Source organism: Pseudomonas sp. Irchel s3a18, from assembly GCF_900187535.1.
Classification (GTDB): domain Bacteria; phylum Pseudomonadota; class Gammaproteobacteria; order Pseudomonadales; family Pseudomonadaceae; genus Aquipseudomonas.
Window position 1 is genome coordinate 100185 of sequence record NZ_FYDV01000012.1, and the last position, 15581, is coordinate 115765.

General features: G+C 59.6%; 11 protein-coding genes and 1 tRNA gene. 10 read left to right on the forward strand and 2 right to left on the reverse strand.

The genetic code is table 11. The annotated features are described in order from the left end of the window. Positions 1-44: 44 nt before the first annotated feature. From tig to CKW29_RS17370, 8 genes are all read left to right on the forward strand, one after another. Positions 45-1355, forward strand: coding sequence for a trigger factor (tig, locus tag CKW29_RS17335; RefSeq protein ID WP_095143664.1), 1311 nt, complete (start codon positions 45-47; stop codon positions 1353-1355). A 92-nt stretch (positions 1356-1447) separates the two neighbouring features. Then, the gene (clpP, locus tag CKW29_RS17340; RefSeq protein ID WP_090456702.1) at positions 1448-2083 is read left to right on the forward strand and encodes an ATP-dependent Clp endopeptidase proteolytic subunit ClpP; all 636 of its coding nucleotides are present in this window, start codon (positions 1448-1450) and stop codon (positions 2081-2083) included. A 111-nt stretch (positions 2084-2194) separates the two neighbouring features. After that, on the forward strand, positions 2195-3478 hold the full coding sequence (clpX, locus tag CKW29_RS17345) for an ATP-dependent Clp protease ATP-binding subunit ClpX (RefSeq protein WP_095143663.1): 1284 nt from the start codon (positions 2195-2197) through the stop codon (positions 3476-3478). Between the two features lie 160 nt (positions 3479-3638). Then, positions 3639-6035: an endopeptidase La gene (gene lon / locus CKW29_RS17350; RefSeq protein ID WP_095148887.1), complete on the forward strand. Its 2397-nt coding sequence runs from the start codon at positions 3639-3641 to the stop codon at positions 6033-6035. Positions 6036-6182: 147 nt separating this feature from the next. Then, positions 6183-6455: an HU family DNA-binding protein gene (locus CKW29_RS17355; protein WP_002552737.1), complete on the forward strand. Its 273-nt coding sequence runs from the start codon at positions 6183-6185 to the stop codon at positions 6453-6455. A 53-nt stretch (positions 6456-6508) separates the two neighbouring features. Then, positions 6509-6587: transfer RNA gene (locus tag CKW29_RS17360), tRNA-Asp, on the forward strand. A gap of 103 nt (positions 6588-6690) precedes the next feature. Continuing rightward, positions 6691-8550, forward strand: a complete 1860-nt coding sequence (locus tag CKW29_RS17365) for a SurA N-terminal domain-containing protein (RefSeq protein WP_095148888.1) — start codon at positions 6691-6693, stop codon at positions 8548-8550. A 240-nt stretch (positions 8551-8790) separates the two neighbouring features. Continuing rightward, positions 8791-9690 (forward strand): DUF2242 domain-containing protein, encoded by a 900-nt coding sequence (locus tag CKW29_RS17370; RefSeq protein WP_095143660.1) that lies wholly within the window; start codon positions 8791-8793, stop codon positions 9688-9690. A 372-nt stretch (positions 9691-10062) separates the two neighbouring features. Here the strand turns inward: CKW29_RS17370 and CKW29_RS17375 are convergent, their stop codons facing one another. Beyond that, positions 10063-11103 (reverse strand): AraC family transcriptional regulator, encoded by a 1041-nt coding sequence (locus CKW29_RS17375; RefSeq protein WP_095148889.1) that lies wholly within the window; start codon positions 11101-11103, stop codon positions 10063-10065. A gap of 3 nt (positions 11104-11106) precedes the next feature. Further along, entirely contained in the window at positions 11107-12237 is a 1131-nt protein-coding gene (locus tag CKW29_RS17380; RefSeq protein WP_095148890.1) for a nitrilase-related carbon-nitrogen hydrolase, read from the reverse strand. 210 nt (positions 12238-12447) lie between these two features. Between CKW29_RS17380 and CKW29_RS17385 the strand changes: the two genes are divergently transcribed. Both CKW29_RS17385 and CKW29_RS17390 read left to right on the forward strand, forming a co-directional pair. Beyond that, complete coding sequence (locus CKW29_RS17385) at positions 12448-14487, forward strand: NADPH-dependent 2,4-dienoyl-CoA reductase (protein ID WP_095143657.1); 2040 nt, start codon at positions 12448-12450, stop codon at positions 14485-14487. A 127-nt stretch (positions 14488-14614) separates the two neighbouring features. After that, positions 14615-15532: a 1-aminocyclopropane-1-carboxylate deaminase/D-cysteine desulfhydrase gene (locus CKW29_RS17390; RefSeq protein WP_095143656.1), complete on the forward strand. Its 918-nt coding sequence runs from the start codon at positions 14615-14617 to the stop codon at positions 15530-15532. Positions 15533-15581 lie beyond the last annotated feature (49 nt).

A 15581-nucleotide genomic window follows, 5' to 3' on the forward strand; every position in this document is an offset into this window, starting at 1 on the left:
GGGTCGGAAACGGCCGGCTAACGTCTGTGCAACGAGGAATATCCATGCAAGTTTCTGTTGAAAATACTTCTGCTCTTGAGCGCCGCATGAGCATCACCGTGCCAGCTGAGCGCATTGAGACTCAAGTCAACAAGCGTCTGCAGCAGACTGCCCAAAAGGCCAAGATTGCAGGCTTCCGTCCTGGCAAAGTGCCGATGAGCGTGATCCGTCAGCGTTATGAAGCTGATGCGCGTCAGGAAGCTGTAGGCGACGTGATCCAGGCTTCTTTCTACGAAGCCATTGTCGAGCAAAAGCTGAACCCGGCTGGCGCTCCTTCGGTAGAGCCAAAAGTCCTGGAAAAGGGCAAGGATCTGGAATTCGTAGCAACGTTCGAAGTGTTCCCTGAGTTCACCGTTGCCGGTTTCGACTCCATCGCGGTCGAGCGCCAGAGCGCTGACGTGACTGACGCCGACCTGGATAAGATGCTGGACATCCTGCGCAAGCAGAACGTCCGTTTCGAAGCCGTTGAGCGTGCTGCTCAGAACGAAGACCAACTGAACATCGATTTCGTTGGCAAGGTTGACGGTGAAGTCTTCGCCGGTGGTTCGGCCAAAGGTACCCAGCTGGTCCTGGGTTCCGGCCGCATGATCCCTGGCTTCGAAGAAGGCCTGGTGGGTGCGAAGGCGGGCGAAGAGCGCGTTCTGAACCTGACCTTCCCGGAAAACTACCAGAACCTGGACCTGGCTAACAAAGCAGCCGAGTTCACCGTGACCGTCAACTCGGTTTCCGAGCCGAAGCTGCCTGAGCTGACCGAAGAATTCTTCGCCCAGTTCGGTATCAAGGAGTCGGGCATCGACGGTTTCCGCGCCGAAGTTCGCAAGAACATGGAGCGTGAGCTGCGTCAGGCGATCAAATCCAAGGTCAAGAATCAGGTAATGGACGGTCTGCTGGCCGCCAACCCGATCGAAGTGCCAAAGGCGCTGCTGGAGAACGAAGTGAACCGTCTGCGCGTGCAGGCTGTTCAGCAGTTCGGTGGCAACATCAAGCCTGATCAACTGCCGGCCGAGCTGTTCGAAGAACAAGCCAAGCGTCGCGTTGTGCTGGGTCTGGTCGTGGCTGAAGTGGTCAAGCAATACGACCTCAAGCCTGACGAAACCCGCGTTCGCGAACTGATCCAGGAAATGGCTTCGGCCTACCAGGAGCCAGAGCAAGTTGTGTCCTGGTACTACAAAAATGACCAGCAACTGAACGAAGTTCGTTCGGTTGTGCTGGAAGAGCAAGTTGTGGATACTGTTCTGCAGAAAGCTAGCGTGACCGACAAATCGGTCTCTTACGAAGAAGCGGTCAAGCCGGTAGAAGCTCCACAAGCCGACTGATTGTTTTTGCGTTAGAAGCACACACCATAAGCCAGCTCTCGAGCTGGCTTATGCGTATTCAAGACATAACTATTTGGGAGTGACTGCAGAGCATGTTCCGTAATTCGTATATTCAGCAGAACTCTGATATCCAGGCCGCAGGCGGTCTGGTCCCGATGGTTGTCGAGCAGTCCGCTCGTGGCGAGCGCGCCTACGACATTTACTCGCGCCTGCTCAAGGAGCGTGTGATCTTTCTGGTTGGCCCGGTAGAGGACTACATGGCCAACCTGATCTGTGCGCAACTGCTGTTCCTTGAAGCGGAAAATCCGGACAAGGACATCCATCTCTATATCAACTCCCCGGGCGGTTCGGTGACGGCGGGCATGTCGATCTACGACACCATGCAGTTCATCAAACCCAACGTGTCGACCACCTGTATCGGCCAGGCGTGCAGCATGGGCGCGTTCCTGCTGACGGCCGGTGCTCCTGGCAAGCGTTACTGCCTGCCGAACTCGCGAGTGATGATTCACCAGCCACTGGGCGGTTTCCAGGGCCAGGCGTCGGATATCGAAATCCATGCCAAGGAAATCCTCTTCATTCGTGAGCGCCTCAACACGTTGATGGCCAAGCACAGCGGGCGCACCCTTGAAGAAATCGAGCGCGATACCAACCGCGACAACTTCATGAGTGCAGACGCCGCGCGTGAGTACGGCTTGATCGATGAAGTGATCACCCAGCGCCCCGCTTAAAATAAGCAGCTCAAAACAGGCTGGTCGGCTGGTCTGATCACCGGCGGGCTTGAAAAAGCCCGCAATAGCCTTCATCTTGTGTTGCAAGCCTATCGGATTTGGATCGAACGAATGACTGACACCCGCAACGGCGAGGACAACGGCAAGCTGCTCTATTGCTCCTTCTGTGGCAAAAGCCAGCATGAAGTACGCAAATTGATTGCCGGCCCCTCGGTCTTTATCTGCGACGAGTGCGTCGACCTGTGCAACGACATCATCCGTGAGGAGGTGCAGGAAGCCCAGGCCGAGAGCAGCGCGCATAAATTGCCTTCGCCTAAAGAAATCAGCGGCATCCTTGACCAGTATGTGATTGGTCAGGAGCGTGCGAAAAAGGTTCTGGCCGTAGCGGTGTACAACCACTACAAGCGCCTGAACCAGCGTGACAAGAAGAGTGACGACGTCGAACTCGGCAAGAGCAACATTTTGCTGATCGGCCCGACAGGCTCGGGTAAGACCCTGCTAGCCGAAACACTGGCCCGCTTGCTGAACGTTCCGTTCACAATCGCCGACGCAACCACCCTCACCGAGGCGGGTTACGTGGGCGAGGACGTTGAAAACATCATTCAGAAGCTGTTGCAGAAGTGCGATTACGACGTGGAAAAAGCCCAGATGGGCATTGTCTATATCGATGAAATCGACAAGATTTCGCGCAAGTCCGACAACCCGTCGATCACTCGGGACGTTTCCGGTGAAGGCGTGCAGCAGGCCCTGCTCAAGTTGATCGAAGGTACGGTCGCTTCCGTTCCGCCACAAGGCGGTCGCAAGCACCCGCAACAGGAATTCCTTCAGGTCGACACCCGTAACATCCTGTTCATCTGCGGTGGTGCGTTCTCCGGTCTGGAAAAGGTTATTCAAAACCGTTCCACCAAGGGCGGCATTGGTTTCAGCGCGGAAGTGCGCAGCAAGGAAGAAGGCAAGAAGGTGGGTGAGTCCCTGCGTGAAGTCGAACCTGACGATCTGGTCAAGTTCGGTCTGATCCCGGAATTCGTCGGTCGTCTGCCGGTTCTTGCGACGCTGGACGAGCTCGACGAGGCTGCGCTGATGCAGATCCTCACCGAGCCGAAAAATGCTCTGACCAAACAGTATGCCAAGCTGTTCGAGATGGAAGGCGTAGACCTGGAGTTCCGCTCCGACGCCCTGAAATCGGTCGCCAAGCGCGCACTGGAACGCAAGACCGGTGCTCGTGGATTGCGTTCGATCCTCGAAGGCGTACTGCTCGACACTATGTATGAAATCCCCTCGCAGTCCGAGGTGAGTAAAGTAGTGATCGATGAAAGCGTTATAGAAGGCAAGTCCAAGCCACTGTTTATCTACGAAAACAGTGAGCCGGCTGCCAAGGCAGCGCCAGACGCGTAAGCGTCGCACTGCTGGTTTAAAGAAGGGGCCTTCGGGCCCCTTTGCTTTTAGCGGGTTCAGTGCCTTCTTTGAGCTTGTTTTTTTTCAAGGCAGCCCCCATCTTGGTTTCAAGCTTACTTCCATCTGTTTACGGCCTTATGGCCGCCGTAGAGGCGAAATCATGAAGACAACCATCGAATTGCCTCTCCTGCCATTGCGTGATGTCGTGGTTTATCCGCACATGGTTATCCCGCTGTTCGTGGGGCGCGAGAAATCCATCGAAGCCCTCGAGGCCGCGATGACGGGCGAGAAGCAGATCCTTCTGCTGGCCCAGAGAAACCCTGCTGACGACGATCCCGGTGAAGACGCACTTTACCGTGTAGGTACCATCGCGACCGTTCTGCAGTTGCTCAAGTTGCCTGACGGCACCGTCAAGGTGCTGGTCGAAGGCGAGCAGCGCGGCGCCGTCGAGCGTTTCATGGAAGTGGACGGCCACTGCCGTGCCGAAGTTTCGCTGATTGACGAGGTCGACGCGCCCGAGCGCGAGTCGGAAGTGTTTGTCCGCAGTTTGCTGTCGCAGTTCGAACAATACGTTCAATTGGGCAAGAAGGTTCCCGCCGAAGTCCTGTCGTCGCTCAACAGCATCGATGAGCCTGGCCGCCTGGTCGATACCATGGCCGCCCATATGGCGCTGAAAATCGAGCAGAAGCAGGAAATCCTCGAGATTCTCGATTTGTCGGCCCGGGTCGAGCACGTCCTGGCATTGCTGGATGCCGAAATCGACCTGCTGCAAGTCGAAAAACGTATTCGTGGCCGCGTCAAAAAGCAAATGGAGCGCAGTCAGCGCGAGTACTACCTGAATGAGCAGATGAAGGCCATTCAGAAAGAGCTCGGCGACAGCGAGGAAGGCCACAACGAAGTCGAAGAGCTGAAAAAGCGCATCGATGCCGCAGGCCTGCCAAAGGATGCCCTGGCCAAAGCCCAGGCTGAGCTGAACAAACTCAAGCAAATGTCGCCGATGTCGGCTGAAGCGACCGTGGTGCGCTCCTACATCGACTGGCTGGTGCAGGTGCCGTGGAAGGCACAGAGCAAGGTGCGTCTGGACCTGGCCCGCGCAGAAGACATTCTCGATGCCGACCACTATGGTCTGGAAGAAGTCAAAGAGCGGATTCTCGAATACCTCGCCGTGCAAAAGCGCGTGAAGAAAATTCGCGGTCCGGTGTTGTGCCTGGTTGGCCCTCCGGGTGTAGGCAAGACCTCCCTGGCGGAGTCGATTGCCCACGCGACCAACCGTAAATTTGTCCGCATGGCCTTGGGTGGCGTGCGTGACGAAGCGGAAATTCGTGGTCATCGCCGTACTTACATCGGTTCGATGCCGGGAAGATTGATTCAAAAGATGACAAAGGTGGGCGTGCGCAACCCGCTGTTCCTGCTCGACGAAATCGACAAGATGGGCAGCGACATGCGTGGTGATCCGGCGTCGGCGTTGCTGGAAGTGCTCGATCCCGAGCAGAACCACAATTTCAACGATCACTATCTGGAAGTCGACTACGACTTGTCCGATGTGATGTTCCTGTGCACCTCGAACTCGATGAACATCCCACCGGCATTGCTGGACCGGATGGAAGTGATCCGTCTGCCGGGCTACACCGAAGACGAGAAGATCAACATTGCCGTCAAATACCTTTCGCCTAAACAGATTCAGGCCAACGGCCTGAAAAAAGGCGAGCTGGAATTCGACGCTGAAGCGATCCGCGACATCATTCGCTACTACACCCGCGAAGCCGGTGTACGTGGCCTTGAGCGCCAGATTGCCAAGGTGTGCCGCAAGACGGTCAAAGAGCATGCGCTGGAAAAACGCTTCTCGGTGAAAGTGACCGCCGACGTGCTCGAGCACTTCCTCGGCGTGCGCAAATTCCGTTACGGCCTGGCCGAGCAGCAGGATCAGGTGGGCCAGGTCACGGGCCTGGCCTGGACCCAGGTGGGCGGCGAATTGCTGACCATCGAAGCGGCCGTGGTGCCTGGCAAGGGGCAGTTGATCAAGACCGGTTCGCTGGGCGATGTCATGGTCGAATCGATCACTGCGGCCCTGACGGTGGTGCGCAGCCGAGCGAAGAGCCTGGGGATCCCGCTGGACTTCCATGAGAAGCGCGACACCCACATCCATATGCCGGAAGGGGCGACGCCCAAGGATGGCCCTAGCGCGGGTGTAGGCATGTGCACGGCGCTGGTATCGGCCCTGACCGGGATTCCGGTGCGCGCCGATGTTGCCATGACCGGTGAAATCACCTTGCGTGGCCAGGTGCTGGCGATCGGTGGCCTGAAGGAAAAACTGTTGGCGGCACACCGTGGCGGGATCAAGACGGTGATCATTCCTGAAGAGAACGTACGCGATTTGAAGGAAATTCCGGACAATATCAAGCAGGATCTGCAGATTAAACCGGTTAAATGGATTGACGAGGTCCTGCAAATTGCGCTGCAATACGCGCCGGAGCCCTTGCCGGATGTGGCTCCCGAGATAGTCGCGAAGGATGAAAAACGCGAGTCTGACTCTAAGGAAAGAATTAGCACGCATTAGTACGTATTAGCCTGGGGGGCTTCCTTGACAGCTTTTTAGAGCCCTTGTTATAAAGCGGCTCTTAAGTGTCTGTAGGCCATTCAGCACTCGTTTTTGCTTTCACCAAAAAACTTAGAATCATCTCAAATAGATATAAGGGGACTTAGAGTGAACAAGTCGGAACTGATTGATGCTATCGCTGCATCCGCTGATATCCCGAAAGCTGCTGCTGGCCGTGCGCTGGACGCTGTAATCGAATCCGTCACTGGCGCTCTGAAGGCCGGCGACTCTGTTGTTCTGGTGGGTTTCGGTACTTTCTCCGTCACTGATCGTCCAGCTCGTATCGGTCGTAACCCTCAGACCGGTAAGACTCTGGAAATCGCAGCCGCCAAAAAGCCAGGTTTCAAAGCCGGTAAAGCACTGAAAGAAGCTGTTAACTAAGCCTCACTCGGTTTTTTGCCTATCCGGGTCGGGTCTATGCCTGACTTGGCAGCGGAGCGGTAGTTCGGTCGGCCAGAATACTGGCCTGTCACGCCGGGGGTCGCAGGTTCGAGCCCCGTGTCCGCTCCGCCAGTTACGAGAAGGCGCATCCTCGGATGCGCCTTTCTTCTATCCGGATTCTACCCACGCTCCACGGTTGCCTAATTTTTGAAGTTCAACCGTTTCTGGGGGACGCATGCTGCAGAATATCAGGGACAATTCACAAGGCTGGATTGCCAAGACCATTATCGGGATCATCGTTGTACTGATGGCGTTCACCGGTATCGAGGCCATTTTCCAGGCGACGACCAACAGCCAGGACGCGGCCAAGGTCAATGGTGAAGTCATCAGTCAAAGCGAGCTGAGCCAGGCGGTCGACATGCAACGCCGCCAGCTTATGCAACAACTGGGCAAGGACTTCGATGCTTCCTTGCTCGACGAAAAAATGCTGCGTGAATCGGCGCTCAAGGGCCTGATCGATCGCAAGCTGCTGCTGCAGGGCGCGCAAGATTCGAAATTCGCTTTCTCCGAAGCGGCTTTGGACCAGGTGATCCTGCAAACGCCTGAGTTCCAGGTGGACGGCAAGTTCAACAGCGATCGCTTCGACCAGGTGATCCGTCAGCTGGGTTACAGCCGTATGCAATTCCGCCAGATGCTGGCTCAGGAAATGCTGATCGGCCAGCTGCGCGCGGGCCTGGCGGGCAGCGGTTTTGTCACCGATGCACAGGTGCAGGCTTTCGCCCGTCTGGAAAAACAGACCCGCGACTTCGCGACCCTGAACGTCAAGGCAGACCCTGCGGCCGTGAAACTGACCGACGAAGAGGTCAAGGCTTACTACGACGAGCACGCCAAGGAGTTCATGACACCCGATCAGGTGGTCATCGATTACCTTGAATTGAAGAAGGCCTCCTTCTTTGACCAGGTGACCGTCAACGACGAAGAGCTGCAGGCGGCGTATCAGAAAGAGATCGCCAACCTGGCCGAGCAACGTCGGGCTGCGCACATCCTGATCGAAGTCAACGACAAGGTGAACGAGGCGCAAGCCAAGGCCAAAATCGAGGAAGTTCAGGCACGCCTGGCCAAAGGTGAAAGCTTCGAGGCGCTGGCCAAGGAGTTCTCCCAGGACCCGGGCTCGGCTGGCAACGGCGGTGACCTGGGTTACGCAGGCCAGGGTGTCTACGATCCGGCCTTTGAAACAGCGCTGTATGCGCTGAACAAGGACCAGGTATCGGCGCCGGTTCGAACGGACTTCGGTTTCCACCTGATCAAGCTGCTGGGCGTTGAAGCGCCTGAAGTACCCAGCTTTGACAGCCTGAAAGGCAAGCTGACCCGCGAGGCGAAAACCCAGCAGGTCGAGCAGCGTTTCGTGGAAGCGACCAAGCAACTGGAAGACGCGTCCTTTGAAGCTTCCGATCTGGCCCAGCCTGCGGCGGACCTGAAATTGACCGTCCACACGTCTGCGCCATTCGGCCGTGAAGGCGGTGAAGGTGTGACGGCCAACCGTGCCGTGATCGCTGCGGCGTTCAGCCCGGAAGTGCTGGATGAAGGTGCCAACAGCACCGCCATCGAACTGGACCCGGAAACGGTCATCGTGCTGCGTGCCAAAGAGCATCGCAAGCCTGAGCAACTGCCGTTGGCCAGCGTCGATGCCGCTATCCGCGGGCAATTGGTCAAGGAGCACGCGAGTGCAGCCGCCAAGACCAAGGCCGATGAGCTGGTGGCCAGCCTGCGCGACGGCAAGACGGCGCTCGACAGCCTGAGCTGGAAAGTCACCGAAGCGGCCACCCGTGGCCAGGAAGGTGTTGACCCGGCCGTGCTGCAAGCCTTGTTCCGCATGCCAAAGCCTGCGGCCAAGGACAAACCGTCCTTCAGCAGCGTGACCCTGCCTGATGGCAGCCTGGTGATCGTGCGCCTCAATGGCGTGAACGAAGCCGCCGCACCGACTGAAGAAGAGAAGGCTCAGTACCGTCGCTTCCTGGCATCGCGTGTGGGTCAGCAAGACTTTGCTGCCTACCGCAAGCAGCTGGAAAGCGAGGCAGACGTCAAGCGCTTCTGATGCCTGACGTACTGGCTGAGTAATCCGCGAAGACCCCGGCAGTGATGCCGGGGTCTTTTGCTTTGTGCACCTCAAGGCTGGGCGGCGAAGCTACGGGTGTTCGTCGATCATCGGTGTGTGCGACTTTTCCGGAAAATCGTGGTCAGTAGTGGTGTAGCGGGTGCAAGCCACTAATCCATGCGCCGTAACGGGCCGAACTGTTGCACAATACGCCCCGGGTCGTTTTTTTCAGGATGTTCAATGTTCAAATCATTTCATGTGCGTGCCGCCGGGCTGGCGTTGATGCTGGCAGCGGTCGCCGGTTGTTCGAAGGATCAGGCCATCTATGAGCATGAAAACTTCGACGATTCCGGGACGTTTTCGCGCAAGTACCCAGTGACTGATGTGGCGACGTGCGAGGCGGCCCGTCGGGCGTTGCTGAGCCAAGGCTATATCATCACCAGTTCCGATCCGAAACTGATCAGCGGTCACAAGAGCTTTCAGCAGACGGGCGAAACCCACATGGAAATCAGCTTCAATGTGGTCTGTGCCGAGGACAGCAGCCATCACGCGACGATGTTTGCCAACGCCTTGCAGGACCGTTATGCGCTGAAGAAAACCAACAACTCCGCCAGCCTGGGTGTCGGTGTGCTGGGTTCGGTGTCGATGCCGATCGGCTCCTCCGACGACTCGATGGTCAAGGTCGCCAGTGAAACCGTGACCTCCGGGAAGTTTTACGAGCGTTTTTTTGCCTTGGTCGAACTGTTCCTGCCACCTGATGTAAAAAAAGCGGCGCATATTCCCGAGAAGCCAAAGACTGACCTGGGTGTGCCAGAACCCAAGGCTGCCCCCGCCGCGCCGGCACCGGCAGCGGATCCAACGCCCGCCCCAGCCCCGGAACCGACACCCGCGCCGATCATCGAGCCGGCTCCGCCACCGGCAGCCCCTTCGGCCGTCGATCCGGTACCTGCAATGCCCGTGGCGGTTGAGCAGGCACAACCGGTGTCGACGGCTTCCGAACCGGTTGCGGCGCCAACCGAAGCCGCCGCGATCACGCCTGTGACCCATGTCGAGCCAGTGCCTGAGCCCCAAGTCGTGAACTCAAGCGTGTTGCCCGCCCCAAGCGAACCGATCCCTGCCTTGCCGTCCTCCGGCCAGTAATCCGAATCCGGCGTTGCGCAATCGAAGGCTGGTTACGCAGCGTTACTCCAGCGATGCGCGCGCAGGGCGCGCGGGTTGATGTACGTCAACCTCTGTTCGAGTTGTCCCGTGATAAATTCTTCGGTGCCTGCTACGTTTTATCAGCAGGTGCTGGCGTTCACCCGCGTCATTTTTTGTTCATGCGAGCACTTTATGCTGATGGCGAAGGTCAAGGGTTAAACGGTTTTCAACACGACTCAGGAAGGACATCTCAATGGACGATTATCAAGAAGAACTGCTGGAATATCAGGCGTTCGAACTGGACCCGCTGGAACCGGCCGAAGACGCAACGGAGTTGTAAGAGGTACAGCTACAAGCTGCAAGTTTTCAGCTTCAGGCCGATTGCCGGTGACTGCGACGAAACTCGCCGGGTGTCTGGTTGTTCCAGCGCTTGAACGCGCGTTGAAAGGCTTCGGCCGAAGCGAACCCCAGCAGGTAGGCGATCTCGCCAAAGGCCAGTTCGGTGTCGCGGATATAGGTCATGGCCAGATCGCGGCGGGTGTCGTTGAGAATCGCGCGAAACTGCGTGCCTTCTTCGGCGAGCTTGCGCCGCAAGGTCCAGGTCGGCAGTTTCAAGCGCGCCGCCACTTCTTCCAGGTCGGGTTCACGACCACCATTGAGCAACGGTCCCAGCAGCGCGGTGATGCGTTCACGCAGGCTGCGGGTGCGGGTCAATTGCTCCAGTTCCCGTTCACACAGTTGCAACAGGTGTCGCCAGGTACTCGGGCAATGCTCCGGGTTGCGCTGGGCCAGGCTGGCCTGGCTGAGGCGTAACTGGTTCTGCTCGGCACCGAACTGCAGCGGGCAATCGCCCAGCAGCGCGTACTGTTCGCGGTAATCCGGTTCGCTGAACTCGATGTCGATCCGCTCGGCACGCAAGGGTTCAGGGCTGACGCTGGACAGTTGCTGCAACCAGCCGGCGATGATCGAATCCACCACAAAGCGGTTGTAGGCGTTGTACGGGCTGATGGAGTAGAAGCGTAGCCAGGCCCCCTGTGCGTCCTCATGGAAGCTCGACTGGCCGCGGTAGTTGGATCCGTACAAGGCCTCGAAGCGAATCAGGCAACGGGCCGCCTCGCGGACGGTCGGTGCCTGGGCGGCGGTGACGCCTGCCAGTCCGGCCTGGCTCAGGCGGCTGAGCCGGCCCATGCGCAGGCCCAGCGCCGGGTCGTTCGTCAGCTGGATCGCCGCATGGCCCAGGCGCATGTAGCGCGGAATCGACAAGCGGGCGCCAGCTTCAGCCAGGCGCGCGGCATCGAGGCCGTATTGTTCCAGCAGGGGCTGCGGGTCCAGGTCGTGGCTGCGTATGGCGTCCGCCAGGCTGTGGACGAAGCCGACCGACAGGTCACCGAGGCGCATCGGCAGCGGTTTCATGGGTTACAACCAGATATTGAGCAAGCGCGCACCGCGGGCTTCGCTGTCGCCAAAGTGCTGGCCATGGCTGCTCAGGAAGCTTTGCCCCGCGCTGCCCCGGTCCCAGAATTGCCCGCGCAGGAACACGCTGACGCCAGCACTGGCCTGGCTCAATGGTGGCTGGCTGGTCAGTGTCAGGCGATGCCAGGCCTGGCCTTCACTGAGTTCGCCAGGTTTGAGGCCGACATCACCAGGCGTCGGTGAACCCTGATAACCCCGCCAGGGTTTGTCCCAGCCAGAGCGGCCCCTGACAAATGCCGGCACGGCGATCAGCTGTGCGCCCTGGTCGTTGAGTGTGCGGTAGTTGCCGGGGTACCAGCTGTCGTTGCCGATCAGCACACCCAGGCGCCCGGCCGGTGTGTCGACGACTTGCAGTGCGTGCTCGGTGCCTGGCTGGATGTAGCCTTGTCTCTCAGGGTCCGGGTACAACTGGCGCTGTGGCTGGCCCAGGGGCACCCCGTCGCGGCCAAATACCAGGCTGGTGTTGTACAGCGGGCCGCGCCCGACGCGTAGTGTGCCGTCGTTGACGCTCGGTTCGGGCAGCACGATGCTGCCGGCCACCAGGGTCACGCCGAACGCCTTGGCCAGCCCGCCGAACAGGGCCTGGTACTGGCTGGCCATGTCCTTGGCCTTCATGCGCAGGTGCGCGTCATCCAGGCGGTTGTCGCCCTTGGCACTGATCACGGCTCGCACAAAGGATAAAGGATTGCTCACCGCGAGCCAGTTCATGGCTTCCTCAAGCGTGGCGGCCTGGTACAGCTCGTCTTTTTCGCCGCTTAGCATCAGCCAGGTGCCGATGTGTTCGGGCAGCACCACAATGGTCTTTTCGTTGAGCAGGCCTTGTTCGCGTGCGTGCTGCAGATAGGCTGCGAGCTTGCGATGCAGGCGTTCGGGGCTTTGATAATCGGTGGGGAACAGCTCGGGCTGGATGCCCAGCAGATTGCCGCGGTCGCTCGGTACACCCTGATCGACGGCGAGGTTGATCCGCAGGTCGGACAGGTAATGGCCCATCGGGCGTTGCGCTGTCCACATGGCGTAGCTGGTGATGATGGCGAGCAGCGCCATGGAGAAGGTCAGGTACAGAAGTTTGCGCATGGGAAAACAGTCGATGGCCGTGTGCAGGGTTCGGTGCCTAGGGTAGGCCCCAGGCTGGAGAATGCCAAGGGGTGCTGCGCATTTGGATCAATAACTTGTCACTTACGGTCATTGAGTGGCGGCGGGCCTGCTCTTAGTCTGTGCCACATAACCGATGGACGCCCAAGAGCGTCCGCACTTTTTCCGTGATTGCTCGTTGTGGAGTTACCGATGGCCGCCACTCACTACCCGCACCTGTTGGCCCCGCTGGACCTGGGTTTTACTACGTTGCGCAACCGTACCCTGATGGGCTCGATGCACACCGGCCTTGAAGAAAAACCGGGTGGCTTCGAGCGCATGGCGGCGTACTTCGCCGAGCGCGCGCGCGGTGGTGTTGGCTTGATGGTCACCGGCGGTATCGGCCCGAACGACGAGGGCGGCGTTTATTCCGGTGCCGCCAAGCTGACCACCGAGGAGGAAGCGCTCAAGCATCAGATCGTCACCCGGGCCGTGCACGAGGCGGGCGGCAAGATCTGCATGCAGATCCTCCACGCCGGGCGTTATGCCTATAGCCCGAAACAAGTGGCGCCGAGTGCGATCCAGGCACCGATCAACCCGTTCAAGCCAAAGGAGCTGGACGAGGAGGGCATCGAGAAGCAGATCAGCGACTTCGTCACCTGTTCCGTGCTGGCACAAAAGGCCGAGTACGACGGTGTCGAGATCATGGGCTCGGAAGGTTATTTCATTAACCAGTTCCTCGCCGCGCACACCAACCACCGCACCGACCGTTGGGGCGGCAGCTACGAAAATCGTATGCGCCTGCCCGTGGAAATCGTCCGTCGCGTACGGGAAGCGGTAGGCCCGAACTTCATCATCATCTTCCGCCTGTCGATGCTCGACCTGGTGGAAGGCGGCAGTACCTGGGAAGAGATCGTGCAGTTGGCCAAGGCCATCGAGCAGGCTGGCGCGACCCTCATCAACACCGGTATCGGTTGGCACGAAGCGCGTATTCCGACCATCGCCACCAAGGTGCCGCGTGGGGCGTTCAGCAAGGTCACGGCCAAGCTGCGTGGGACGGTCGGCATTCCGCTGATCACCACCAACCGCATCAACACCCCGGAAGTGGCCGAACAGATCCTCGCCGAAGGCGACGCTGACATGGTGTCGATGGCGCGGCCGTTCCTCGCCGACCCGGAGTTCGTCAACAAGGCGGCCGAAGGCCGTAGCGATGAAATCAACACCTGCATCGGCTGCAACCAAGCCTGCCTGGACCACACCTTTGGCGGCAAGTTGACCTCGTGTCTGGTCAACCCGCGGGCCTGCCACGAAACCGAACTCAACTACCTGCCGGTGCAGCAACTCAAGAAGATCGCCGTGGTCGGCGCCGGCCCGGCCGGGTTGTCCGCCGCGACCGTGGCTGCCGAGCGCGGCCACCAGGTGACCCTGTTCGATTCCGCCAGCGAGATCGGCGGCCAGTTCAACATCGCCAAGCGCGTGCCGGGCAAGGAAGAGTTCTTTGAAACCCTGCGTTACTTCAAGCGCAAACTGCAGACCACCCATGTCGAGGTGTGCCTGAACACCCGGGTCGATGTTGCGCAACTGGTGGCCGGCGGATACGACGAGGTGATCCTGGCCACCGGTATCGCACCTCGCGTACCGGCTATTCCAGGCGTCGAGCATGCCAAGGTCCTGAGCTACCTGGACGTGATCCTGGAGCGCAAGCCGGTCGGCAAGAAAGTCGCGGTGATTGGCGCCGGCGGCATCGGTTTTGACGTCTCGGAGTTCCTCGTGCATCAAGGTGTCGCCACCAGCCAGGACCGGGAAGCGTTCTGGAAGGAGTGGGGCATCGACACTCACCTTGAAGCCCGTGGCGGTGTTGCCGGGATCAAGGCGGTGCCCCATGCCCCGGCCCGTGAAGTGTTCCTGCTGCAACGCAAGAAATCCAAGGTCGGCGACGGCCTGGGCAAGACTACCGGCTGGATTCACCGCACAGGCCTGAAGAACAAGCAGGTGCAGATGCTCAACAGTGTCGAGTACCTGAAGATCGATGATGAGGGGTTGCACATTCGCATTGGCGAAGCTGGCGAGCCGCAGGTGTTGCCCGTGGACAACATCGTGATCTGCGCTGGCCAGGATCCGCTGCGTGAGCTGCACGATGGCCTGGTGGCTGCCGGGCAGAATGTGCACCTGATCGGCGGGGCGGATGTCGCGGCCGAGCTGGATGCCAAGCGTGCGATCAATCAGGGTTCGCGCCTGGCGGCCGAGCTGTAACTCAATCCCTGTGGCGAGGGAGCAAGTGCCCTCGCCACGGTGGTAGGTATCCGCAGCCACTCCCTCGCCACACAAGCCGTAGCAGGCTGTTAAAATCCCGGTTCTTTTCTCCCAGAACCGATCCCTCATGCTTTTCCCTCCCCACTGGCTCCCCCAGGCCCCGCTTCAACCCCTGCACCTGGACTGGCTCGCTCGCGCGGGTGTCGAGGTGGCGGTGCTGCGGCTGGATCTCATCGATCCGCTGATCTCGGGCAACAAGTGGTTCAAGTTGATCGAGCACCTGAGGTTCGCCAGCGAAAGCGGGGCCAAGGGTGTCATCAGCCTCGGTGGCGCCTGGTCCAATCACCTGCATGCCCTGGCGGCCGCGGGCAAGCGCTTTGGTTTTGCAACCGTGGGCCTGTTGCGCGGCCATCCCCAGGACACTTCGACGGTGCAGGACTTGCAGGCTTTCGGCATGCAATTGCACTGGTTGGGGTATGGCGGCTATCGGGCTCGGCACCAACCCGGTTTCTGGCAACCGTGGCGGGAGCGCTACCCGGATTTGCATCCGATGCCCGAAGGCGGGGGCACGGTGTTGGGCGCTCGAGGGTGCGGACAGTTATTGGCGTTGGCGGCCGGGCAATTGGAGGCGCTGGGCTGGCCTGACCATGATGGCTGGTGGCTGGCCTGTGGAACCGGCACCACCTTGGCCGGCCTGGTGCTGGCGGAGGCCGGCAGGCACCCCGTACTGGGTGTGCTGGCCGTGCCGGATGATCATGGCGTGGCGCAGCAGGTCGACGGGATATTGAGTGAGTGTGGGATGCCCGACGGAGGCTATGAGCTGTTCGATGGCAGTCGTGGTGGCTTTGCCAAGGTCGATCCGACATTGCTGGCGTTCATTGACGCCACCGAACGGGCCAGTGGTATTCCGCTGGAACCCTTGTACACCGGCAAGGCGTTGTTGGCGCTCAAGCAGCAGGTGGAGTCTGGACGCTTTGCCACCGGGACGCGCTTGATCTTCATCCACACGGGTGGCCTGCAGGGTCGTCGGGGCTTGAGTTCGTAGGGCACAAGCGGGCACGGTGCGTGTGGCGAGGGCGCGGGGTCCCTCGCCA